Raw genomic sequence first — 22,283 nt, 5'->3', positions numbered from 1 at the left:
AGCCGCTCCCTGATGGCAGAACGGCGAAAGTCTTGCGCACGGAAAAGCTCTTAGAGGCATTCATCCGCGATTAAATTTCCAGCTAGTGTACGCTTACACGCAACGCAGCTGCGGTGGCAAAAGGCGCCAGCGTGATGCTGCCCGCCAGCATCGCACCCAGGATGGCCAGGTAACCGTCAATCGGCATCCCCATCGAGGCGGCATCTATCGCCGCGGTAGCGAAAATCAGTACCGGAATATACAGCGGCAACACCAGCAAACTCAGCAGCACGCCGCCTTTGCGTAGCCCCACCGTCAACGCCACACCGATAGCACCAATCAGGCTCAACGTTGGGGTGCCCAGCAGCAGAGTCAGCGCCATCGCCATCCAGGTATTCACATCCAGCGACAGCAGCAGCGCCACCAGCGGCGACAGGATCAACAACGGCAACCCAGTCACAACCCAGTGAGCACACACTTTGCCTAACACCGTCATTGGCAGCTGCGTTGGCAATAACAATAACTGTTCCAATGAGCCATCCAGGTAGTCATCACGGAACAATCGCTCCAGTGAAAGCAACGAGGCTAACAGCGCCGCTACCCAGATAATCCCCGGCGCAATACGCGCCAGCAATTGCGGTTCTGGCCCAACGCCCAGCGGAAACAGCGTGATCACGATCAGGAAGAACCACAGCGGGTTGACGATCTCGGAGCCTTTACGAAAGGCAATTTTCAGTTCCCGCCGCAGTATGATAAAGAACATCAGGCGATCTCCGCGCTGGTCTGTGTCAGGCGAATTTTCCTTACCGCCTGCCGTGTTCCGGTTAAATCTTGATGCGTCGTTAGCAGCACCATACCGCCCTGTTGTGCATGTTGCTCAAACAGCGCGGTCAGCTCCAACACGCCCTGCTTGTCTATGGCCGTCAAAGGTTCATCCAGGATCCACAGAGGGCATTTGCTGAGCCAGAGCCGTGCCAGCGCCACCCGCCGCTGCTGCCCGGCGGAAAGCTGCGCCACCGGTAAATCCTCGTACCCCACCAAGCCTACCTGCTCCAACGCCTGCCAGATGGCCTGACGATCGGATGCCTGGCTAACGGCCTGGTAAAACTGCAAATTCTCAAACGGGGTCAGCATGGATTTAATCCCCGGCTGATGCCCCAGAAACAGCAGATCCAGATGATATTGCTCACGCCGATGACGCGTATTTTCGCCCTGCCACAGCACTTCACCCGCGTCTGGCTGCGCCAACCCGGCCAAAATGCGCAGCAAGCTGGTTTTGCCAGCCCCATTAGGGCCTTCCACCTGAATAATGTCCCCCGGACTCACCAAAAAACTCAACCTGTCAAACAGAGTACGTTCATCTCGTACACAACTAAGATTTCTGGCTTCCAGCATGGAGGACTCATATTTTTCTTTGGGATAGCGAATCATAGCATAAGCCACAGTGCGCTCGAAGCCCGCAGCCTGGCTTGGATGTACTCCATTAGAGGTAATATTGCGCATCAGATCAAAATTGCGTAGAAAAAAACAGCAACGTTAAAATTTCGTTACTTTTTAATCATTTTCCCGGCGCACTTTCCTTCGCCTCATCAGCAACTACGCTTAGTTATCAGCCAATAGGAGAATGACCATTGAGCGTAAAACCAGATCGTCAAGCCAACAGCGATAAAAGCAGCGTCAAGGTCGAAAGCGAAGAGCACGATCGGGGCAAATCCACCATTGAGGTCGATGAGCAAAAACTGCCCTCGCGCGCCGCTGCCGTACATGAACAAATCCGCATGGAGGGGGAAAAAGAACTGGAGCGTGACTGGCTGGCGCTATTGCTGTCAGCCTTGGCGGCTGGCTTGTCGATGGGGGCTTCCCTGGCAGCAAAAGGGATTTTTCACGCACGGCTACCGGACGACCCAAGCCGGTTTTTTATCGAGAACATCGGCTATACCTTCGGTTTTATCATAGTCATCATGGCTCGCCAGCAGTTGTTTACTGAAAACACCGTCACTGCGGTGTTGCCCATCATGCATAAACCGACGCCTAAAAACTTCGTCATTCTGTTCCGCCTATGGGGGATAGTGCTGTTGGGGAATCTGCTCGGCACCGGCCTGGCCGCGCTGGCGTTTATCTATATGCCTATTTTTGATGAGAATACCCGTGCGGCCTTCACCAGCTTGTCACAGGAAATCATGCATAACACCCCGGGAGAGATGTTTGCCAACGGCATCCTGGCGGGTTGGATCATCGCCACGATGGTGTGGATGTTCCCTTCGGCCAGAGCCGCCAAGATCTGGGTGATCGTGCTGATGACCTACCTGGTGGCGATTTGCGATCTTACCCATATCGTGGTTGGTTCCGTCGAGATCCTGTACCTGGTGTTTAGCGGCGCACTCCCCTGGCAGGAATTCTTCTACCCGTTCGCCATCCCGACGTTGGCGGGCAATATCATCGGCGGCAGCTTTATCTTCGCCCTGATCAGCCATGCGCAGATCCGCAACGATATGAGTGACAAGGCCAAGGCCGAACGGCTAAAGGCTCAACGGGAGAATCAACCCAGGAAGGAACACACGGATAAATCAGACCGCGAATAAAACTTCTCCAACCCGTTCGCGGCACATTAAAAGGTGGATAATCGGGAAAATGGGGCATAACGGGAGAAAACCGATTATATTTCAGGCAATCAGACCAATAGCCCCTTAAACCCAAGCGCAAAAATAGGTATACTGCGCCCGCCGTGTCCCCTTAGTTAAATGGATATAACGAGCCCCTCCTAAGGGCTAGTTGCAGGTTCGATTCCTGCAGGGGACACCATGTTGATGCCAACAAATCTCCCCCACACGAACAAAGCTCAGTCACAGTACAACCAAAAGACAAACATACTGTCTGCTCATAGATTCGGCAATCCGTTATCCAGCATGCAATACCATCTCATCATCCCGACCAACGTTCCCTTCTTGCGAAGCACATCGCAAAGTATCGTATTTAAATCGCATTTTTGTTGAGATAACCGCAATTAAATCTTATTATCTAATCGACCAGTTAGGATAGCGCTCCTTAACAAAATGAGGAAATGATGGTTACGGTTCAATGGACGAAGAAAGCACTCAAGCAGTTGCTGTCAATCGACACCAGGTACCGCAAAGCCATCAGTGAGAAGGTTAACCAACTTGAAAATCTTCCCGCCGTAAAGCTCGACATCAGGAAGCTCCACGCAACTGATAACCAGTTCCGGCTTAGGGTTGGAGACTATAGGGTAATCTTCGAAATCACTGACGGTGAACCGGTCATCTATGAGATTGCAGCAGTTAAGCGTAGGTCATCGAAAACGTACTAAGGCGGGAAAACCCGCCCTTTCCTCATGTAGCTATCTAAAGTAAAAACAGGAGTAACCGAAAATGGCAGTGCAAATTATCCGCAACGATAAAGGCGAACCACAGTATGCCGTGGTGCCCTACAGCGAATATGAAAAACTTATTAACGCAAAAAATGATTGGGAAGATGTGCCCTACACTGCCTCAAAATCCGATGATGTGACCGTGCCTAACGCGATCGTCAAGATCATGATTGACCAGGAAGTTTCTCTTCTGGCGGCCTGGCGGGTCTATCGGGACCTGTCTCAATATGATGTGGCCGAAAAACTCGGCACAACCCAATCCACCGTTTCACAATGGGAGGCATCAGGCCGTCCTCAGAAGCGTACCCGTGAAAAACTAGCGGCGCTGTATGATTGCTCCCCCGAGCAGTTGATCCCCTAATCTTGCTCAGTGTAGGGATGCGGCAATGCTCGACCCTTTAGATAAACAATGGGTTAACTCAGGCCGAACATATTCGGCCCTTACAAATCAGCACCCATGCTGGCGCTGAGGACAGGGTATAATGTGTGACCGGCGCCCGCTACCTAGCACAACCTCATACGTTAAGGGTATAATCCAAGGCATTATTTAATCGGTTTCGGAAACGAACATGGCAAAGCTAACATTACAAGAGCAGCTGCTTAAAGCTGGATTGGTCAACAGTAAAAAACTGGCGAAAGTGGAAAGAACGGCGAAAAAATCGCGGGTTCAGGCTCGTGAGGCAAGAGAGGCCGTGGAAGAAAACAAAAAAGCACAGATTGAACGTGATAAGCAGTTGAATGAGCAGCAAAAACAGGCCGCTTTAGCTAAAGAGTATAAAGCGCAGGTAAAGCAGCTCATTGAAATGAATCGGATCGTTATTTCACATGGTGATATTGGTTATAACTTCACAGATAACAATTTAATTAAAAAAATATATGTGGATAAAACAACCCAATCTCAATTGATTAGTGGCCGCCTTGCTATTGCTCGGTTGATTACCGATAAGAACCCTGATGGCGAATACGCGATTATACCCGCGATCGTGGCCGATAAAATTGCGCAGCGTGATGCGAGCAGTATTGTATTAAATGCCGAACTAAGCAAAGAGGCTAAAGATGAAGAAGATCCGTATGCCGATTTTGTCGTGCCTGACGATCTGATGTGGTAAACAAACTGTCCAGAGGCTTACCGCGCCAGCCCACAAGCAACAACGCCCCTTGAGCTCAACCGCAGGGGCATTACGACCTACCTTTTCATCCTGCTAAGTAAATCACGCAAAATCGTATTTACATGAAAAAGCCCCGAAAACGGGGCCTTGGGGTGAATTCAAGCTGGCTGGCTCTGCTTTTTGTAGATAGAACGGTAATGATTGAGCCGTTCGAAGAAGTTATCGCTCTGTTCACGCGACATATTACCCGCCACGCCGTTAGCATCGACTTCACGTCCCTGAAACTCCAAGAATGCCACCGTAGAAGCGAGAAAATCCATGTTGCTGGTGTTTTTGGCATAGACATAGCACTTTTCCAAAGTTTCCATGCTCTCCTCCTCAACGTTTTACAGTAAAGTTGACGTGCCACAAGCAGGATGACAATCGCTCGTTAAATGTGCTGCACCTCTAAGAATACTCGCAAAAGCTAAAAAATATACGCCATACGTGCTGTGTGATTAAAAAACGAGCAAGGATCGCAAAAATACCTAGCGCGGCAAGGGCGACTGCGCAGCTTGCAAGACTTGGTCTGCCGTCACCACAGAGCCAAAATCGTCAAGCACCGAGTAAAACACCTTCATGCCAGCATTCACCGGGCCTTTAGCCGCCGTTAAGGCAAAATCAGCCTGCCCTTTTGGGCTTACCATACCGTTTTCCGGCACCAAGATAGCGACTGCCTGCTGCTTATCGCGGCCCACCGTCATTTCTAGTAATGTCTGGTGAAAAGGCGTGGGGTTGCTGACCACCAACACGGGGTTGCCACCCTGTTTTGCCAGGCTAAAGCGCAGTTGCTCCTGAACATTAGTCGTGTTCACTGTCTGCAATGACCGTGGCCGGTAGAATAATTTGATCCGGGTTCTGAACGCCATCTGCATCTGGCTGGCCGTATTGCTGGCCACTTTCGGCGGGATCTCCAACACGTTAAGCCAAAACACCGACTCACGATCGCTCGGCAGCGTGTGTTCTGCCCCGGTAAACAACACTCTCAGACGCTGTGCCCGCTTCCCGTCCAGGCGCAAGATTGGCGGCGCTACGGTAAACGGCGTGGCGATTTTCTCCGGTTCCGCCTCACTATCACCATTGTCCACCCAGACTTGCAGCAACACCGCAGAGCGACCCTCGTTGGTCACGCGCAGCGTCGCTTCCTTATCCTTGCCGTTGACAATCAGGCGCGTGGCTCCCAGATATATCTCGGCGTGGCTCAGTGGGATAAAAAAGGCCATCACCGTAATCAATAGCCAACGGCCAAGCCTGCGATATTGTGGCGTGAAACCATACATAGCTGCCATTCTCACCCTACTTGTAATTGAGCGTAAAAGTGATTGCGGTGTTGGCCGTACCTGCGGTTACCGTATTACCCACCTGGAACAAGCCGGCCTGCATAGGAACCCGATAGTTGGCCTTGGCCGAACTATCATAGTTATCCAGTAGATAAATAGTGCCAAACGTCACCGGAAGGTTGTTGCCACGCAGTAACTGGATCCCGACACCACCAGCGCTTGAGGTGGCATTCGGTGCCACTACGCCATTGGCGGCATCCAGCACCTGGGTCGTGGCTGCAAAGCTGTAACCAATGCTGGCCAAGCCAGCCGGGCATTGGTTGAACGCCAGCTCAAAGGCTTTACGCCCAGCCACCGAACCCACGCCGTTGAACTGACCGACGCTGGCCTCCGGCAGATCGACATTCACATTCGGTGTGGTGCAAGTGCCGCCACTAGCGATCGTTCCGCCGCTTTTGAACTGAGCAATCATGTAAGTGAGATCGCCGGGCGCAGCAATGCCGTTATACGTCTGCAAATGCCGCAGATAAATTGGATCGAACAGGGGAATTGCGCCAGCGGTCAGGCCGGTGGTTGTTTTCACAAACCGCACCTGGGCATCAACGCCCAGATAGAAACGGTTACCGCTGTAGTTGACGGTAATGGACTCAGGATGGGTCTGCTGCCCGGCAGTGCTGACGGTCAGCGGCTGCCAGTTGGTCGTTTTACCATTCAGGGTATAACGCCAACGGACGATATACCCCAGGCCGGCTTTTACCGTGGTGTTATACAGCATGTAAGTTTGCCCATCGACCACGATGGTATTGCGCGTGGTATAAGGCGGGTAACCCTGAACGCTAAACTGCACCGGCTGCTGGTAGGCGCTATTGGGGGTGCAGTTCCAGGCGGTGGAGTTGTAAGAGTTGATCCAAGGCCCCAGCACATCCCCCACGGCGCTGTCTTTGCCAATCTCAATGGTGGCCGTATCGAAAAACTGATAATAACCACTGTTACGCGCGCAGCTGATTGCAAGCCCTTCGGCACTGGCCGCTCCGCCGTAGCCAAAAATCAGCAATAAGCCAAGAAGCAAGCGCTTACCCCGCAGCCGGAATCCCGCACCAAGCCACAGCGTGAAAAAACGGGTCAAAATCAGTGGTTGCTTCATTGGCATATTACCTCCAGGCGGCGATAGTCCGATTCATCCCCAGGCGATACGGCGGGCAACTGATAGTTAAACCGGCAACGTTCTCCGGCCCCTTCCCCCCATTTCACCTCTAACTGGCCTTTAGGGTTGCTGACCCGCAGTAAGCCTTCACCAACCTGACCGATGTACCCCACGCTGCGCTGTTGTTCGTCGGACACGTTTGCGCCAAAGGGCAACGGATTACCAGCAACGTCTCGGGCCGTCACCAGGATCAAGTAGCCGCTTTCGGTCTCATAACGTAACAGCCCGACGGCACCGGCGGTAGGCGCGATCTTCTGGCTGGTGTATTTCAGCTCCACATCACTGGAAAGCCCTTTCGGATCCAACTCCACGGTATTCTGGCGGTAAGGGCTGAGGTAAGGGACCACCGCCTTCCCGCTGTTATCCAGGCGCAGACCGCTGTAGTTGGTGATCCTGGCCCCCTTGGCGTTTTCTGCCTCGACGATCGCCGACGTTTCCCCCAGCATCGGTGTAAACACCACTCCACCGCTATAAGCAACCAGGCCACCGGACATATTGGCACCATATTGTTGATAACCTTGGCCTGCGGAAACGCTGCCCCCAACGAAGGCATAAGGCGCGGCCCATGAGCCGTTGACGCCGCCGCTAACGCTGTTGCTACCATTTTTAGCATAGTCGTAGTTGGTAAAGGCGCTGTAGTTATACTGCCGGTCCTCTCCCAGGCTACCGGAAAGCGAGTTCTGCAACCCCTGGCGATCCTTTTGCTGGGTATAGCTGCTGGTCAGGTTAGGCGCACGCGAGCTGGAGCCCAATGGGATCGACAGGGTCAGCATGGCTTTATTATCCCAGTTTCCGGTTGCCAGGTTGCGTGTCCGTGCGAAGTTAACCCCATAATTCAGCTTGTTATAGTGATTGTTGTAGCTAAGCTGATATTCGCGGTCAGTCTGGTCATGATCCCAATAATCCTGCACGTTGGCATTCAACGCGACCGTCCCAAAACCCTCCGGCAACGACTGGCTGGCGTTGATCTGGAAACGATTACGTCGTTTCCAACTGTTATAGTCAGCAAAGCCGCTATCGTTACTGTCGCGATCGCGCAGCAACATGGCGTCATCCACGTTGTAATACCCAGAGCTGGAATAGCGGTAGCTGGCCAGCGTGATGTTGGTATCCACCACCGGCAAAATTTTCGCATAGGTGAGCCGTACGCTCTGCCCCTGCTCGTTAGGACGGTTATCAAACTGCGTTTGTGCCTGGGTAATATCCGCCGAGAGCGCACCAAAATCGGTATTGAATGCCAGACCGCCCGAGGCGGCCGCATAGCCATCGGCACCGATCACGCCGGTATAACCCGTCAGCAGGTTAGTGAAACCATGCCTCAAGGTGCCCACCGCAATGGCAGGTTCCTCGCTCACCGAATTATTGCGATATTTCCCCGCCATCAGTGAATAGTGGGTTACACCTGGCCGCAGCAGTTCGGCTATCGAAGCATAGGTGACGGTAAAGCTGCGTTCGGTGCCGTCGGCTTCGGTCACCGTGACCAGCAGATCGCCGCCGCTGCCGGTAGGATACAGATCGTCAATAACAAACGGCCCCGGCGGTACCGTGGTTTCATAAATCTGGCTGCCACGCTGGCTTACACGCACCAGCGCATTGGTATTGGCGATACCACGCACTACCGGGGCAAAGCCACGTTGGGAATCGCTGTACATACGATCGTCCGAGCTGATCTGAGCGCCAATGAACCCAATGCTGTCAAAGACTTGGCCGTCGGTAGTCGATTGTCCCAGCACCATCCGGCTACGCCAGCCAACCAAAGGCCGCTCAAGATAGGTTTCATTGCTTTGATAGCGAAAACCCTCGTCATCATTCCAATTGGCCGACGCCCGGTAACGCAAACGCCACACGTCCCAGTTCAATCCGCCACGCAACCCCAAAAACTGGGTGGTTTGAGCAGATGAGTCGGAATGATCAGCACGGTAGGCGTTGTAGTCATATTGCAGGGTAGCCGCCGTGATGCCGTTATCCCACAGCTCAGGGCTGACATAACCACGGGCTTCATGCTGCAGCAAAGACTGCGGTGCACGCACATCCAACCGTTGGCCACCGCTATCAAAATTGCCCTCCACGCCAGGCACCAGTTCACCCAGCGCAATACACTGTTCCCCTTGCTGCAAGCGTGACAACACCGCCTTGTCCAGTTTATCCAAGGCAATGTCGAACAGGCTTAACAGTTTCAGATCGTAGCAAGGCTGAGCGATGCTGCTTTGCGGCGAAGCCAGGGAAAAGTTGACGTCCTGCCGCCCTTTCCATTGGTCGTTAAGATAGAGATCGATGCGGTGAATGCCGGGAGCAACCGGGTTACCGCTGGAGAACTGGCTGACATCGACGGACGAACGCAGAAAAGACTCGTTGAACTCAATAGCCTCGGTTTCATCCGCATAAGCCAACGCCAAGGGAACCAGTAAAATGGCTCCCGCAATGTAAATCTGGTTGAGAAAAGAGGGTCGCCAATCAAGACTTACCACTGCCCGCCAACGTCCGCTCATTTTTGTTATCCCCACCGAAATCATCAATCAGGCTGTAAAACGCTTTTAAGCCTGCTGACGGTGCCGATTTCATTCCTTGAATTTTCATCACCAACTCGCCAAAGGGGGCCACCATCCTTTCCTGCGTTTTCCCCAGATCGCCCAGCACTGGCGCGCCTTTGGCGCTGCGAATCTCAATCTGGCGGAAAGTAAGGTAATAAGGCGATGGGTTCTTGGCGACGATTTCGTAACCCGCAGCCCCTTTGCGTAAGCTCAGATCCAGTTTTTCGTAAGCCTGAGCCGGGGTCATTGGCAGGTTATCCGGCCGATAGAACAGTTTGATGCGGGTACGGAAAGAGAACTGCATCAGGTTGTCGCCCGCGGCTATTTTTTGGGAAGCCTTGGGTGGTATTTCCAACACATTAAGCCAGAACAGAGATTCACGGTTACCCGGCAATCCTCCGCCGGTACGTGCAATGCGCAACGCCTGCCCTTTGCCCGGATCGATACGGGCGACCGGTGGCGTCAGGGTAAAAGGCACCTTGACGGTGTCAGGTTTGGATTTGACATCACCGTTATCGATCCAGGACTGGATCAACACCGGGCTGGTCCCTTGGTTACGCAGTTGGGTAATCGCTTCACCGCTGTTTTCGTTATAAATAATGCGGGTGGCGTTGATGATCACACCAGCATCAGCGGCAACTGTCCATGTCAGCGCCAAGCCAAGGGCGGAAACGGTAAATAGAGTTCTTAACATGGCGCTGTCCTCTGAAAGGGATGAGGTTGCCCCCATCCCACGGCTGGATGTCTTACAGGTAGATGATGGTGTAATCCACCTGGGTATTAACCGTACCTGGCGTGACCGTCCCGTTCGCATAGTATTGCGCGTAATAATTCATTACGCCGCCACCGGAGCTGATATCAACGGCCAAATCGCCTTGGCTATGTGCATTACCCGCCATGATGCTGCCCAGATTGGCGTTCAACAGCTGAACCTGAACGTTGGTCGCCGTACCCGATGCCGAGTTGTTCAGGCGACCGGTGCTCTGTTCAACATAAGCACCTGCTTCAAAGAAGGTGCTGGCAGTATTAAGTGTAGCCCCCGCACAGTTGGTCAGTGCGATACTGAAAGGTGTTGCCCCTGCTGTTGCCCCAACGGCTGGCAGCGCAGAGATGGAAATAGTCGGCAAAGTGACCGTGGCGTCTTTAGACTGGTTGTTAACCGAAATATCGCAGGTAGTGTCAGTAATGGTACCGTTGATGGTAATGGTGCCATCGGCTGCCAGGGCTGAGCCTGCAAAAGTCATACCGATAACAGCGGCCAGCAGGGTAGTTTTGGTGTTGTAAAATTTCATAATGATCCTAATCCGTTACAAGATAACTGTAGTTAACCAAGCACATTGCCGATTGGTGCGCCCGAGAATCTTTACTGTCATCGGTCCGTTATTTACCATCCTGCCGTACTTGTTTGTTTCCACCGTTCTGCGATTACTCCGCAGGTTCCGTGGTGAGCGTCACCAGTCAGTTACTTAAGAAAAATCCTAACCACCCGTTGACGAGAAAAATCTTAACCCACAGTCGGCACAAAAGAATCATTAACTATTAACTTGGAATTATTTAGGTTTAAAATCTAAATTTAATATTTTTTACAGCCTATTTAATGCACAAAACTCTGCATGATCTCTTGGTTAAGCACAAAAAACTTGTTTGTTTTATGTTCAAAACATACAAAATTTAAACAATTTGGTGGGGAATCACCCACCCCACCCAAAAACAAGACTACTGTTGCGATGATCAGGCCTATTCTTTTACTTAGCCTTACTGTAACAACGGCAAACTGTCGTTCTCTAGCCCTGAGCAAAACTCTATTTTGTGCTCACGTACGATGGTGCAGCGAACAAAAAACAGGCGGTTCACGCCAGAAATAAAAGAGCGAACCTGGTTGCTACGTACCACCAGTAGATATTCATCTGCCCGGCATTCGGCTTTTCGTTGCTCCACATAGGACAACATGTCCTTATTGAGGCTGGAACTGGGGACACCAGACTGCGTGGATGTCGACATAAATACCTTGCAACTCCCAGCCTTGCCAAGAAATACCTCCTGTCTGGCAAGCGAATTGGTGGCGTACATCGTAGATGCGATCCCCAGTACAAAAATCAAACCAGCAACCGTAGCGATCAGGCCCCAACCAAGACGTTTTTTGTTAGCTGGAGTGGCAATCTCTACGCTTGTCGGCAGATCGGGCTCACCCTCCCCCCCGGAAGCTGGAGCAACATCATCGTCAGTCTCAGCTTCGGCTTCCAGCCCCCTCTCGACTGGCAAATAGGCCTCATCACCCACTGTCTGTGCAGGGACTAACGGGGTAAAATGCCCATCGTCTTCCTGGCTGATTTCAACCTGGATCTCGCGGCGCAACATAAACCCTATCTTCGGCACGGTAACAATCACTTCATCATCGATCCCCATCACCTTAAGCACCCGGCGCAACTTGCTCACGCATTGATTAAGGTTGTTATTGCTGGAGATCATGCCGTAGTCGTCCCACACCTTTTTGAAAATCACCTCCCGTTCCACGGGTTTGCCATAGTTGGCGATCAGTAATAGCAAAAGACGTTTAGCAGGATTGGAAATAGAAGTGGGCTCGTCGGAAAAGTCGCTTGGACCCAACGTTCCGCTATCACCATCAAACAGCACACGATCGTTAAATCTGTATTTCATGTTAATCCGGACCATCATTGGGCTTATAGGATAATTCTGGCATAAGTTCCTAATAAAACATCAGTCACCGTTCAAAAAAGATACGGTGCAACAGTGCTCTCAGCTTGACGGCCTAAGCAGTGATTTTCCTCGCGCTTTAAGAACGCCAATCTCTGGCATTGTTGTCGCCAACCGGTCACAATGCGGCTCACTTCCCCCCAAGCAGGAAATATGATGCCTTGCCACTATCCCGCCCAATACGCCTTCGATAGCGAAAGCGATGCCTGGCAAATTACCCTACGCGATTTCCCCGAGCAGCAGGCAGCCTGCTACAAACGTGAGGACGTCGAGCTGGAGGCCCAGGAAAGCCTGCTGACGGCTATCGCCATTGAAATGGAAGAAGGGCGCCCGGTGCCTGCGGCCTCCGCATTGCAAAGCGGTGACATTGCCCTGCATTTGCCAGTGCTGGTGAAATTAAAGCTGGAACTGCATAACCACATGTTGAGCAGCAACACCTCAAAAGCGCTGCTGGCCCGCCAGATGGGGTTTAACGGCGCACAGATCGATCGGTTGCTGGATGTGGCCTATGCCTCGAAGGTTGAGGCCCTTGAGCAAGCCCTGTTTCTTCTAGGCTACGAAGTGCATACCACGGTAGTGGCGATCCGCCAGCCCTCAGAATAAATAGTTTGCCCAGAGAGTAAATTTTTACCGTTTTGCGCCGATAGGGTTATTAAACAACCACCGATTGCAAAGTGAAGGCTAAAAATGGAACTCAACCGTCGTCATGTCTGGGCCGCTATCCTGCTTTCTTGTCTGGTCTTCTGGGCTATCCTGATCGCTAGCGTCAGTGCTGTGGCCTGATGCCTTGTAACAAACTGTTACTTCAGGCATTTATCAACCACCACACCGCATAGGGGTGCTGTATTCTGTGCCCGTGTTAACTCCTTGACAGGGTAAAAAACCGGCAAAAAGTGTGATCAAAAACACAGTATTGAAATGGGTAGGATTTTGGGAGTACATTAGCGCCGATCCTGTTGTGATTCCTGGTTAACCTCAAGGAACTTGAATCGCAACGACCGGTAAATCGTAGCTCAGGACGTTGTTCCTTCTGATTGAAGAACCCGCCACCCGCTGCTGATTTGCCACAAAATACTCAGACAACAATCGGGATCGTTGGTTTGCGAGGACTCCACAAGGAGTTGTTACGTGAAATACTTTTTGATGGGCGTTTCATTCATGCTGGTTGCATGGGTAGGAACCTTCATGCTGATGGTTGCTTAACCGCAATCTCACCAGGTATATAGATAAAGGGGCGCTTATGCGCCCCTTTGTTGTTTCTGCACCGCGAGCTATTTGCCGGGCATCATCCGGCGCATGGTGTCATCACCCCGCACATAGTGATGATAAATCGCGGCCAAGGCATGGATGCCGATGATGAAATACCCCGTGTTTGCCAAGGTTTCGTGCACCATTTTCAGCGTGCGGCGTATGCCCGCATCGGGCGTGACCCACTGTGGCACCTGCCAGCCCAGCAGCATCCACTGTTTGCCATCATAGGCCAACGTCAAGAAGCCCAATATCGGTAACGATAAAAACAGCAGATACAGCACCCAATGGAGAATTTTCGCCCCTAGCGCCTGTAAACCCGGCAAAGCCGGAGTGATCGGCGGCGTCGGATGCCGGTGGCGTAGCCCAAGGCGGATAAACATCAGCACAAACACCGACAGGCCAAAGTTAAAGTGCAGATCCTTCACCAATGCCGCGCTTTCATCCGGCACTGAGTCCTTCAGAAGTATGGCGCTGTAAGTCAGGATCACCATCACCAGCGTCAGCCAGTGTAGGAGGATTTGTGATTTTGCAAAGCGAACGCTCATAGAGACTCCGACTAATACGGTATTAGCAGAGCATAGCGGATAACAACTGAAGAGAACCTTAAGCCGAAGAAAAATCAGGATTGTGGGCACTTAACACGCCCCTCACCCTAACCCTCTCCCACAGGGAGAGGGAACCGTTCGGGCGTGTTCGAAATTGTGGTGACTTACCTTAGATGAGAGACAATCGAGCTTGCTGAGATTATCGCTTTACTTCCAAACTGCCAGCTCCCACAGGGAACCGTTCGGGCGTGTTTGAAATTGTAGTGACTTACCTTGGATGAGAGGCAATCGAGCTTGCTGAGATTATCGCTTTACTTCCAAACGAGCAGGGACTGCCAGCACCCTCTCCCTGTGGGAGAGGGTTGGGGTGAGGGGTAACAGCGAACGCCGAGTCTCAAGCAACAACGCGATGCTATTTGGTCGCAGGCTTGATTAACCCATCGGCACGGAACATCGCCTTGATACCACGCACCGCCTGGCGGATACGATCCTGGTTTTCAATCAAGGCAAAACGCACATGGGTATCACCGTAATCGCCAAAGCCGATCCCTGGAGATACACACACTTTAGCCTCCGCCAACAGACGCTTGGCGAACTCCAGCGACCCCAGATGCGCATAAGGCTCAGGAATTTTTGCCCACACATACATCGAGGCTTTCGGGTTCTCTACCATCCAGCCGGCTTCGTGCAGCCCTTTCACCAGCACGTTACGGCGCTGGCGATACTGCTCGGCAATGTCCAACACACACTGCTGATCGCCTTCCAGTGCGGCAATAGCGGCCACCTGCAACGGCGTAAAGGTGCCGTAGTCGTGGTAGCTTTTAATGCGTGCCAATGCGCTAACCAGCTCAGAGTTACCCACCATAAAGCCAATCCGCCAGCCGGCCATATTATAGCTTTTCGACAGGGTGAAGAATTCTACCGCAATGTCTTTGGCTCCTGGTACCTGCATGATCGAAGGCGCTTTCCAGCCGTCATAGACGATATCGGCGTAGGCCAGATCGTGGATCACCAGCACGTCATACTGCTTCGCCAGCGCCACTACCCGCTCAAAGAAATCCAGTTCTACACACTGCGCCGTCGGGTTGGACGGGAAGCCCAGGATCATCATTTTTGGCCGCGGAATGGTTTCACGAATGGCGCGCTCCAGCTCACCAAAGAAATCCACGCCGTCCACCAGCGGCACGGAACGCACCTGCGCACCGGCGATCACCGCGCCATAAATATGGATCGGGTAACTTGGATTCGGCACCAGCACCGTATCCCCGTGATCGAGCGTTGCCAACATCAGATGCGCCAGCCCCTCTTTCGAGCCGATGGTCACAATGGCTTCGCTCTCAGGATCAATATCGACCTGATAGCGTTCTTGGTACCAGTGCGAAATAGCACGGCGTAGGCGCGGAATACCGCGTGAGGTTGAGTAGCCATGCGTATCGTCACGCTGGGCTACGGTGCAGAGTTTCTCTACGATATGCGGCGGCGTCGGGCCGTCCGGGTTACCCATGCTGAAATCGATAATATCTTCCCCGCGACGGCGCGCGGCCATCTTCAGTTCAGAGGTGATATTAAATACATAAGGGGGCAGGCGTTCGATGCGCGTGAAACGGCGCGGGTTGTTATCAGACATAGCTACCTCGAAGAGACGTTAGCGCCCGGACCATCCGAGCGACGCTGGCCACAGAATGGCCGAACATCGAACATAACTCAGCCTTGTCAGGCTGTCGAGCCCCCCGCATAACAATTTTTTTACCGTTTGGCAGCCGCAAACTCCGTCGCCAGCAACCCCAACCGCCAGTCATTACACCACCGGTCCGCCAGGCGGAAATTGTCACGCAACGTCCCTTCCAGTTGAAAACCGCAGCTCTCCAACAGACCCCGTGAGGCTAAATTCCCCTCTGTCACCGTGGCATACACTTTGTGAAACCCGCAGGCATTGAAGGCAAAGTCCAAGATCACGGGCAGCGACTCTTTGCCATAACCTTTCCCTTGCCCTTCCGGCAGGCTGCCAAAACCCACTTCGGCCTGCTGGCAAGGGGACCACTCAGGGCGAAACCCGGTCATTCCCACCGCTTGACCGCTGTTTTTTTCTCTCATCACCAGACACAACCAGCGATCGCAATGCTTATCCCATGCGGGCAAGCGTGCTTCGAAACGTTCACGGATCTCGTGTTCCGGCAGCGGATCGGCAATGTAACGGATCACCTGGGGATCCTGGAACAGACGTAGGAATAACGGCCAGTCATCTGCCGTTAGTGATGTCAGCAGCAAGCGCGGTGTTTCCAATTTCATCAGGTAAATCTCCGAAAAACGAAAAAGAGGAAGTTACGAATGAAAGATATCCCTTTATTTTCCCCTATTAAACCCAGATAATCATTAACCAGGTTACCACAAAACAGCAACTTTATAACGCTACCCTACCACCACCATCCTCGCCCACCGGCGGGCCAAGGAGAACACCATGGCTTCATTACTCATCGATGATATTCCTGCCGCAATAAAAAGCGTCAAGCAGCAGTTACGCCAGGCTTTACCCAACTATCGCGAAGTCTTCCTGGAACTGGAAGGCAATATTCGCCAGCAGGTGGAGCAAATCCGTCAGGAACTGGCCAACGGCCAAGACCCGGTGCCGCAGGTGGACGCCGAAGATATCCTGCAACAACGCGTTACCGAACAACAAATTGCCCTGATTAAACAGCGCGGCGTGTGCGCTATTCGGGGCGTATTCCCACGCAGCAAAGCCGAGGCCTGGAACCAGGAGATCGGCGATTATCTCGAACGCAATAATTTCGTCGAGCGGCTAAAAAATGCCGCCGAAGATAACTACTTTGGCAAACTGGCTGCCAGTAAGCCACAGATCTATGGCATTTACTGGTCAAAGCCTCAGGTCGAGGCTCGTCAAGATCAGCGCATGCATGCGGTGCAGGTGTTCCTCAACAGCCTGTGGGCAACCGAAAGCAACGGTAAACAGCACTTTGACCCAACGCGTGTTGCTACCTATGCCGACCGTACCCGCCGCCGCCCACCAAACTCCTCTTCGTTGGGCCTTTCCCCGCATGTGGATAGCGGCACCATCGAACGCTGGCTGGATGAGAATTTCCGCTATGTCTATCGTCACGTGTTCTCCGGCAACTGGCAGCAATACGATCCCTTTGCCGCCGATGGCCGCACCGAAGTGCGCGAGATCGCCTCACCGGCAGTTTGTTCCATGTTCCGCACCTTCCAGGGCTGGACAGCACTGACACCGCAACGCACCCACGCCGGAACGCTGAACGTGGTACCGATCGCCAACGCCATGGCCTATATCCTGCTGCGTGCCCTGCAAGATGATGTGGCGGATGACGATCTGTGCGGTGCCGCCCCGGGCCGGGCGCTATCTATCTCGGAACAATGGCATCCCCTTTTATTAAGTGGGTTATCCCCTATTCCCGATCTAGAGCCGGGAGATACGGTATTCTGGCACTGTGACGTGATCCATTCGGTAGAAAACGAGCATAACGGCGAGTTCGACAGCAACGTGATGTACATCGCCGCCGCGCCGGGCTGCGAGAAGAACGATGCCTATCTGCAACGGCAGTTGCCCAGCTTCCTGTCCGGCAAAAGCCCGGTGGATTTTGCTGCGGATGATTTCGAAGTGGATTTCATTGGCCGCGCCACCGTTGAGCTGCTGACGCCGCTAGGCAAGGCGCAATTGGGTATCAAATAGCCCTGATGAGCGCGGTGTGCTCCGGCCACCGCGGTCATTGCCTCGCTGTGATATACTGTGGTCTCCCGTTCGTCGCAGTGAGCCGCCGTTGTGCACCCTGTTTTTGAAATGTTGTTAGCGGTCTTCGATCGTGCCGCCCTGATGTTGATCTGCCTGTTTTTCCTCACCCGCACCCGGCTGTTTCGCCAGCTGTTGCAAAAGGAAGATCATACTCCGCTGGAACTGGCCGCAGTCACGGCCATCTTCTCTCTGTTCGCCCTGTTCAGTACCTATTCTGGCATCAACGTCGAAGGCTCTCTGGTTAACGTGCGTGTGATTGCCATTATGGCCGGGGGGATCCTGTTTGGCCCCTGGGTCGGCATCATTACCGGCATTATCGCCGGATTGCACCGCTATCTGATCGATATCGACGGTATCACCTCGGTTCCCTGCCTGATCACCAGCATTATTGCCGGGATCGGCGCTGGTTATATCAACCTGAAAGTGAAGAAAGGCCAGCGCTGGCGTGCCGGGATCTTGGGAGGCATGCTGTGCGAATCACTCACCATGCTGCTGATCGTTGCCTGGGCCAAACCCACCGAACTCGGGCTGGATATCGTGTCTAAAATTGCCCTGCCGATGATCCTCGGCACGGTGTGTATCGGCCTGATCGTGCTGCTGGTGCAAAGCGTCGAAGACGAAAAAGAGGTGATTGCGGCGCGGCAGGCCAAGCTGGCGCTGGATATCGCCCGTAAAACGCTGCCCTATTTCCGTAATATCAATAGCGAATCGCTGACTACCATTTGCGAAATTATCCGCCACGATATCAATGCTGATGCGGTCGCCATCACCGATACCCAACATGTGCTGGCCTACGTTGGCGTGGGAGCAGAGCACTACCCACTCGGGCGCGCAGGGCTGAGCAGAGTCACGCTGGAAAGCATCCAGCAGGGCAAAATCATCATCAAAAACAACCTCGAGAACCAGACCGCACCGCAGATCCATTCCCAACTGGTGATCCCGCTGTGGGAAAAGGGTGAGGTGACCGGGGCGCTGAAAATTTACTACTGCCATGCCCATCAGATCACCAATACGCTGAAGGTGATGGCGGTTGGTCTGTCGCAGATTATCTCCACCCAGATGGAAGTCTCGCGCATCGAGCATCTGCGCCAAATGGCGGACAAGGCCGAAATGCGCGCGCTACAAAGCAAAATCAATCCGCATTTCCTGTTTAATGCGCTAAACGCTATCTCGTCGTCAATCCGGCTAAATCAGGATACCGCCCGCCAGTTAATCATCAACCTATCACGTTACCTGCGCTACAACCTGGAACTGAACGACGAACTGATCGATATCCGTAAGGAACTGCATCAGATCCAGGACTATATCGCCATCGAGCAGGCGCGCTTCGGCAGTAAGCTGACGGTGATTTATGACATCGATGATGATATTGCCGTGCGCATCCCCAGCCTACTGATCCAGCCACTGGTGGAAAATGCCATCGTGCACGGTATTCAACCCTGTAAAGGGAAAGGCGTGGTGGTGATCGCGGTGAAAGATCGGGGCGATCGCGTCCAGATTTCGGTGAAAGATACTGGCAACGGCATCGATCCACGGGTGATCGAGCGCGTGGCGCGCAATGAAATGCCAGGCCACAATATCGGCCTGCTTAACGTACACCACCGTGTTTCCCTGCTGTACGGCGAAGGATTGCGCATACGGCGGCTGGAGCCGGGAACGGAAATCGCCTTCTATGTCACCAAAAACGGTAATAAACTGCAGAGCGAAAACAGCCCACAACCTGCCGGGGAACAACTATGAAAGCCATCATTGTTGAAGATGAGTTTCTCGCCCAGCAAGAGCTGACTTATCTGATTAATAAACACAGCAATATCACCATCGAAGCCACCTTTGAAGACGGCTTGGACGTGCTGAAATACCTGCAAACTCATCAGGTCGATGCCATTTTCCTCGATATCAATATTCCGTCGTTAGACGGAGTTTTGCTGGCGCAGAACATCAGCAAGTTTGCGCATCGTCCGTCGATCGTGTTTATCACCGCCTATAAAGAGCATGCGGTGGAGGCGTTTGAGATCGAGGCGTTCGACTACATCCTCAAGCCGTATCATGAAGCGCGTATCATCACCATGCTGCAAAAGCTGGAGGCATTGCATAACCGACCGGCGCAGACGCCGGAGCCTAGCGCACCGGCGAACCGTACCAACCACAGCATTAACCTGATCAAAGACGAGCGCATCATCGTCACGGACATCAACGACATCTACTACGCCGCCGCCGATGAGAAAGTCACTCGGGTATATACCCGGCGCGAAGAGTTTGTGATGCCGATGAATATCACCGAGTTTTACCAACGGCTACCGGAAGAGTTTTTCTTCCGCTGCCACCGTTCGTATTGCGTCAATCTATCCAAGATCCGGGAAATCGTTCCGTGGTTTAACAACACCTATATTCTGCGGCTGAGCGATCTGGATTTTGAAGTCCCGGTCAGCCGCAGCAAGGTCAAGGCGTTCCGCCAACTGATGCGCCTGTAATTACCAACGCGGGCCTCGGGGACCGCGCTCTCGCTGATAATAACCCGGCGGTGGCGGAGGTGGCATCCGATGATAACGCGGCCCATCCCGCCATTGACGTGGTGGTGGCCCGTAGTAGATCACCCGTGGCGGCGGGCCATAGTGTTCACGTGGGCCATAATATTCGCGTGGACGATGTTGGTACCACCAGCGTGGTTCACGCCAGCGATAACCATCCCAGTAATGGCCACGGTCATCACGATCGCCAATATGCACCGACATTCCAGGCACGTTGATGCCGACAGAAATATCCGCATGGCTCACCGCAGGCAGTGACAGCGGCAGCAACGCAGCCAATAACAACAGCACTTTTTTCATTGGGTAACTCCCAGAGAACAGAACCTGTCCATTTCCCCATCACAGTAGTTCCGCTCCGGTACGTTCTCCATAGGACGAAAGCCCAATTACGCCTTTCAGACATATCCTTCACAATTACCACACAGTCTGCCACGGCGGTTTGGCCATCTTTCTGACATATCTTTGATGTAGATCACGCCCGGCAGGCCGCATTCCAGCGGCTTTTTGGCCCTTATTCGGCAACTCATGCAGCGATAACGGCATTTCATTCCTCGGCAGCGGCAGTTCATTCCCGATCCGCCATGGGCAACGATCGCCCCCTTTATAATAAGCCCATACCGCAGGGCTCTGGTTGCCTTGCTAATTTTGCCAATAGGCAACGCCAATACAGGAAGGAGACCGGCCATGAACAGCAAACCGGCAAATCGCAGCTTAATCGTTCTCGGCACCATCATCTGCCAGATGGGCCTCGGCACTATCTATACCTGGAGCCTGTTCAACCAGCCGCTGGTAGACAAGTTCCACTGGGGCCTCGGCGATGTCGCTACCACCTTCTCGATCACCAGTTTCTTCCTGGCCTTCGCAACGCTGTTCGCCGGCAAACTTCAAGAACGTTTCGGTATCCGTAATCTGACGCTGGTCTCCGGTGTGCTGGTCGGCCTGGGGTTGATTGCCAGCGCCCACGTGCAATCGCTGGATATGATTTATCTGTTAGCGGGCGTGGTGGTGGGTTTTGCGGTGGGTATCGCTTACATCTCTACGCTATCCAACCTGATCAAATGGTTCCCAGACAACAAGGGGCTGATTTCCGGCATCTCCGTCGGGGCGTTCGGTAGTGGCAGCCTGTTGTTCAAATACGTTAACGCCGCCCTGATTAGCGGTGCCGGTGTCTCTGCCGCCTTCTTCTACTGGGGCGTGATCGTGATGGCGCTGATTGTGCTGGGCTCCATGCTGCTCAAAGAACCGGTGCAGGTTAACCAACAGGCTAACCACGGCACGCTGGGCAACGATTACACCGTGCGCCAGATGCTGGCCAGCAAAGAGGCCTACATGCTGTTCGTGATTTTCTTCGCAGCCTGTATGAGTGGCCTGTATCTGATTGGTATCGTTAAAGACATGGGCGTACAGCTGGCTGGAATGGATTTGGCCACCGCCGCCAACACCGTTTCCGCCGTGGCAATCTTCAATACCGCAGGCCGCATCATTCTGGGCACCCTGTCCGATAAAGTAGGCCGTATGCGCGTCATCAGCTTCACCATGCTGGTCACTATTCTGGCGATTGCCGCACTGAGCTTCGTGACGCTGAGCCATACGTTGTTCTTTATCTGCGTCGGTGCGGTCGCTTTCTGCTTCGGTGGCAACATTACCGTCTTCCCGGCGATTGTCGGTGACTTCTTCGGCCTGAAAAACCACAGCAAAAACTACGGCATCATTTATCAGGGCTTTGGTCTAGGCGCGCTGGCAGGGTCGTTTGTTGCCAACCACTTCGGCGGCTTCCACGCGACCTTTATGGTAATGGGTGTGCTGTCGGTCATTTCACTGCTGATCACCCTGTTTATCAAAGCGCCGAAAGCGGTTGAGCAGGAAGAAGAGTCTCACGCAGAGCCGGTATTGGCTAAGGCCAACGGCTAATCAACCCGTCGTCTTTGGTCGGCAAAAAAAGGGGCGCTGCCAA

Annotated in this window: 23 protein-coding genes and 1 tRNA gene; 11 read left to right on the top strand and 13 right to left on the bottom strand. The window is 53.1% G+C overall.

All coding sequences use genetic code 11. The annotated features are described in order from the left end of the window. Positions 1-82: 82 nt before the first annotated feature. Both ccmB and ccmA read right to left on the bottom strand, forming a co-directional pair. Positions 83-742 carry a heme exporter protein CcmB gene (gene ccmB / locus A6U95_RS00445; protein WP_021806074.1) on the bottom strand — a complete coding sequence of 220 codons (660 nt, stop codon included), beginning with the start codon at positions 740-742 and terminating at the stop codon, positions 83-85. After that, positions 742-1,374, bottom strand: a complete 633-nt coding sequence (gene ccmA / locus A6U95_RS00440; RefSeq protein WP_065683366.1) for a cytochrome c biogenesis heme-transporting ATPase CcmA — start codon at positions 1,372-1,374, stop codon at positions 742-744. Before ccmA ends, ccmB begins: the two co-directional genes overlap by 1 nt. A 236-nt stretch (positions 1,375-1,610) precedes the next feature. On the opposite strand from ccmA, the gene A6U95_RS00435 reads away from it, so the two are divergent. The 5 genes from A6U95_RS00435 (at position 1,611) to A6U95_RS00415 (ending at position 4,473) form a co-directional block, all read left to right on the top strand. Further along, a complete protein-coding gene (locus A6U95_RS00435) occupies positions 1,611-2,561 on the top strand; it encodes a formate/nitrite transporter family protein (RefSeq protein ID WP_065683033.1) in 951 nt (316 codons plus the stop codon). 145 nt (positions 2,562-2,706) lie between these two features. Then, positions 2,707-2,781 (top strand) — tRNA-Arg (locus A6U95_RS00430). Positions 2,782-3,043: 262 nt separating this feature from the next. Further along, a complete protein-coding gene (locus A6U95_RS00425; protein WP_065683032.1) occupies positions 3,044-3,304 on the top strand; it encodes a type II toxin-antitoxin system RelE/ParE family toxin in 261 nt (86 codons plus the stop codon). A 61-nt stretch (positions 3,305-3,365) separates the two neighbouring features. Further along, on the top strand, positions 3,366-3,725 hold the full coding sequence (locus A6U95_RS00420; protein ID WP_065683031.1) for a helix-turn-helix transcriptional regulator: 360 nt from the start codon (positions 3,366-3,368) through the stop codon (positions 3,723-3,725). A gap of 208 nt (positions 3,726-3,933) precedes the next feature. Then, positions 3,934-4,473, top strand: a complete 540-nt coding sequence (locus tag A6U95_RS00415; protein WP_065683030.1) for a DUF2058 domain-containing protein — start codon at positions 3,934-3,936, stop codon at positions 4,471-4,473. Between the two features lie 158 nt (positions 4,474-4,631). On the opposite strand, the gene A6U95_RS00410 is transcribed toward A6U95_RS00415, so the two are convergent. The 7 genes from A6U95_RS00410 to A6U95_RS00380 all read right to left on the bottom strand — a co-directional run bounded on the left by A6U95_RS00410 (position 4,632) and on the right by A6U95_RS00380 (position 12,185). After that, complete coding sequence (locus A6U95_RS00410) at positions 4,632-4,841, bottom strand: hypothetical protein (RefSeq protein ID WP_021178640.1); 210 nt, start codon at positions 4,839-4,841, stop codon at positions 4,632-4,634. Between the two features lie 159 nt (positions 4,842-5,000). After that, positions 5,001-5,801, bottom strand: a complete 801-nt coding sequence (locus A6U95_RS00405) for a fimbria/pilus periplasmic chaperone (RefSeq protein WP_083196278.1) — start codon at positions 5,799-5,801, stop codon at positions 5,001-5,003. A 7-nt stretch (positions 5,802-5,808) separates the two neighbouring features. Continuing rightward, positions 5,809-6,942, bottom strand: coding sequence for a fimbrial protein (locus tag A6U95_RS00400; RefSeq protein ID WP_065683029.1), 1,134 nt, complete (start codon positions 6,940-6,942; stop codon positions 5,809-5,811). Next, positions 6,933-9,485 carry a fimbria/pilus outer membrane usher protein gene (locus A6U95_RS00395; RefSeq protein ID WP_065683028.1) on the bottom strand — a complete coding sequence of 851 codons (2,553 nt, stop codon included), beginning with the start codon at positions 9,483-9,485 and terminating at the stop codon, positions 6,933-6,935. Before A6U95_RS00395 ends, A6U95_RS00400 begins: the two co-directional genes overlap by 10 nt. Beyond that, entirely contained in the window at positions 9,451-10,221 is a 771-nt protein-coding gene (locus A6U95_RS00390) for a fimbria/pilus periplasmic chaperone (protein WP_065683027.1), read from the bottom strand. The genes A6U95_RS00395 and A6U95_RS00390 overlap by 35 nt, the downstream gene beginning before the upstream one ends. A gap of 52 nt (positions 10,222-10,273) precedes the next feature. Continuing rightward, positions 10,274-10,819, bottom strand: a complete 546-nt coding sequence (locus tag A6U95_RS00385; RefSeq protein WP_024529237.1) for a fimbrial protein — start codon at positions 10,817-10,819, stop codon at positions 10,274-10,276. A 463-nt stretch (positions 10,820-11,282) separates the two neighbouring features. Then, positions 11,283-12,185 carry a winged helix-turn-helix domain-containing protein gene (locus tag A6U95_RS00380; protein WP_065683364.1) on the bottom strand — a complete coding sequence of 301 codons (903 nt, stop codon included), beginning with the start codon at positions 12,183-12,185 and terminating at the stop codon, positions 11,283-11,285. A gap of 213 nt (positions 12,186-12,398) precedes the next feature. Here A6U95_RS00380 and A6U95_RS00375 point away from each other — a divergent pair, with 213 nt between their 5' ends. Together A6U95_RS00375 and ypdK are read left to right on the top strand one after the other, a co-directional pair. Continuing rightward, the gene (locus tag A6U95_RS00375; RefSeq protein ID WP_065683026.1) at positions 12,399-12,845 is read left to right on the top strand and encodes an antitoxin HicB; all 447 of its coding nucleotides are present in this window, start codon (positions 12,399-12,401) and stop codon (positions 12,843-12,845) included. Between the two features lie 525 nt (positions 12,846-13,370). Next, the gene (gene ypdK, locus A6U95_RS30470) at positions 13,371-13,445 is read left to right on the top strand and encodes a membrane protein YpdK (RefSeq protein WP_099782600.1); all 75 of its coding nucleotides are present in this window, start codon (positions 13,371-13,373) and stop codon (positions 13,443-13,445) included. Positions 13,446-13,513: 68 nt separating this feature from the next. On the opposite strand, the gene A6U95_RS00370 is transcribed toward ypdK, so the two are convergent. The 3 genes from A6U95_RS00370 to A6U95_RS00360 all read right to left on the bottom strand — a co-directional run bounded on the left by A6U95_RS00370 (position 13,514) and on the right by A6U95_RS00360 (position 16,327). Continuing rightward, positions 13,514-14,038 carry a cytochrome b gene (locus tag A6U95_RS00370; RefSeq protein ID WP_065683025.1) on the bottom strand — a complete coding sequence of 175 codons (525 nt, stop codon included), beginning with the start codon at positions 14,036-14,038 and terminating at the stop codon, positions 13,514-13,516. Between the two features lie 412 nt (positions 14,039-14,450). Further along, entirely contained in the window at positions 14,451-15,665 is a 1,215-nt protein-coding gene (alaC, locus tag A6U95_RS00365) for an alanine transaminase (protein ID WP_065683024.1), read from the bottom strand. Between the two features lie 119 nt (positions 15,666-15,784). Next, entirely contained in the window at positions 15,785-16,327 is a 543-nt protein-coding gene (locus A6U95_RS00360) for a GNAT family protein (RefSeq protein ID WP_024531238.1), read from the bottom strand. Positions 16,328-16,496: 169 nt separating this feature from the next. Here A6U95_RS00360 and A6U95_RS00355 point away from each other — a divergent pair, with 169 nt between their 5' ends. From A6U95_RS00355 to A6U95_RS00345, 3 genes are all read left to right on the top strand, one after another. Then, on the top strand, positions 16,497-17,741 hold the full coding sequence (locus A6U95_RS00355; protein ID WP_065683023.1) for a DUF1479 domain-containing protein: 1,245 nt from the start codon (positions 16,497-16,499) through the stop codon (positions 17,739-17,741). Positions 17,742-17,849: 108 nt separating this feature from the next. Beyond that, positions 17,850-19,541: a sensor histidine kinase gene (locus A6U95_RS00350; RefSeq protein WP_065683022.1), complete on the top strand. Its 1,692-nt coding sequence runs from the start codon at positions 17,850-17,852 to the stop codon at positions 19,539-19,541. Further along, the gene (locus A6U95_RS00345; protein WP_024486106.1) at positions 19,538-20,272 is read left to right on the top strand and encodes a LytTR family DNA-binding domain-containing protein; all 735 of its coding nucleotides are present in this window, start codon (positions 19,538-19,540) and stop codon (positions 20,270-20,272) included. Before A6U95_RS00350 ends, A6U95_RS00345 begins: the two co-directional genes overlap by 4 nt. Here A6U95_RS00345 and A6U95_RS00340 read toward each other — a convergent pair whose 3' ends face one another. Then, on the bottom strand, positions 20,273-20,629 hold the full coding sequence (locus A6U95_RS00340; RefSeq protein ID WP_065683021.1) for a DUF2502 domain-containing protein: 357 nt from the start codon (positions 20,627-20,629) through the stop codon (positions 20,273-20,275). A gap of 384 nt (positions 20,630-21,013) precedes the next feature. On the opposite strand from A6U95_RS00340, the gene A6U95_RS00335 reads away from it, so the two are divergent. Then, entirely contained in the window at positions 21,014-22,240 is a 1,227-nt protein-coding gene (locus A6U95_RS00335; RefSeq protein ID WP_024486104.1) for an OFA family MFS transporter, read from the top strand. Positions 22,241-22,283: the final 43 nt, after the last annotated feature.

It is taken from the genome of Serratia sp. 14-2641, from assembly GCF_001692375.1.
GTDB lineage: Bacteria > Pseudomonadota > Gammaproteobacteria > Enterobacterales > Enterobacteriaceae > Chania > Chania fonticola_C.
The sequence above is the reverse complement of the archived record's forward strand: the minus strand, read 5'-3'. Positions and strand labels throughout refer to the sequence as shown.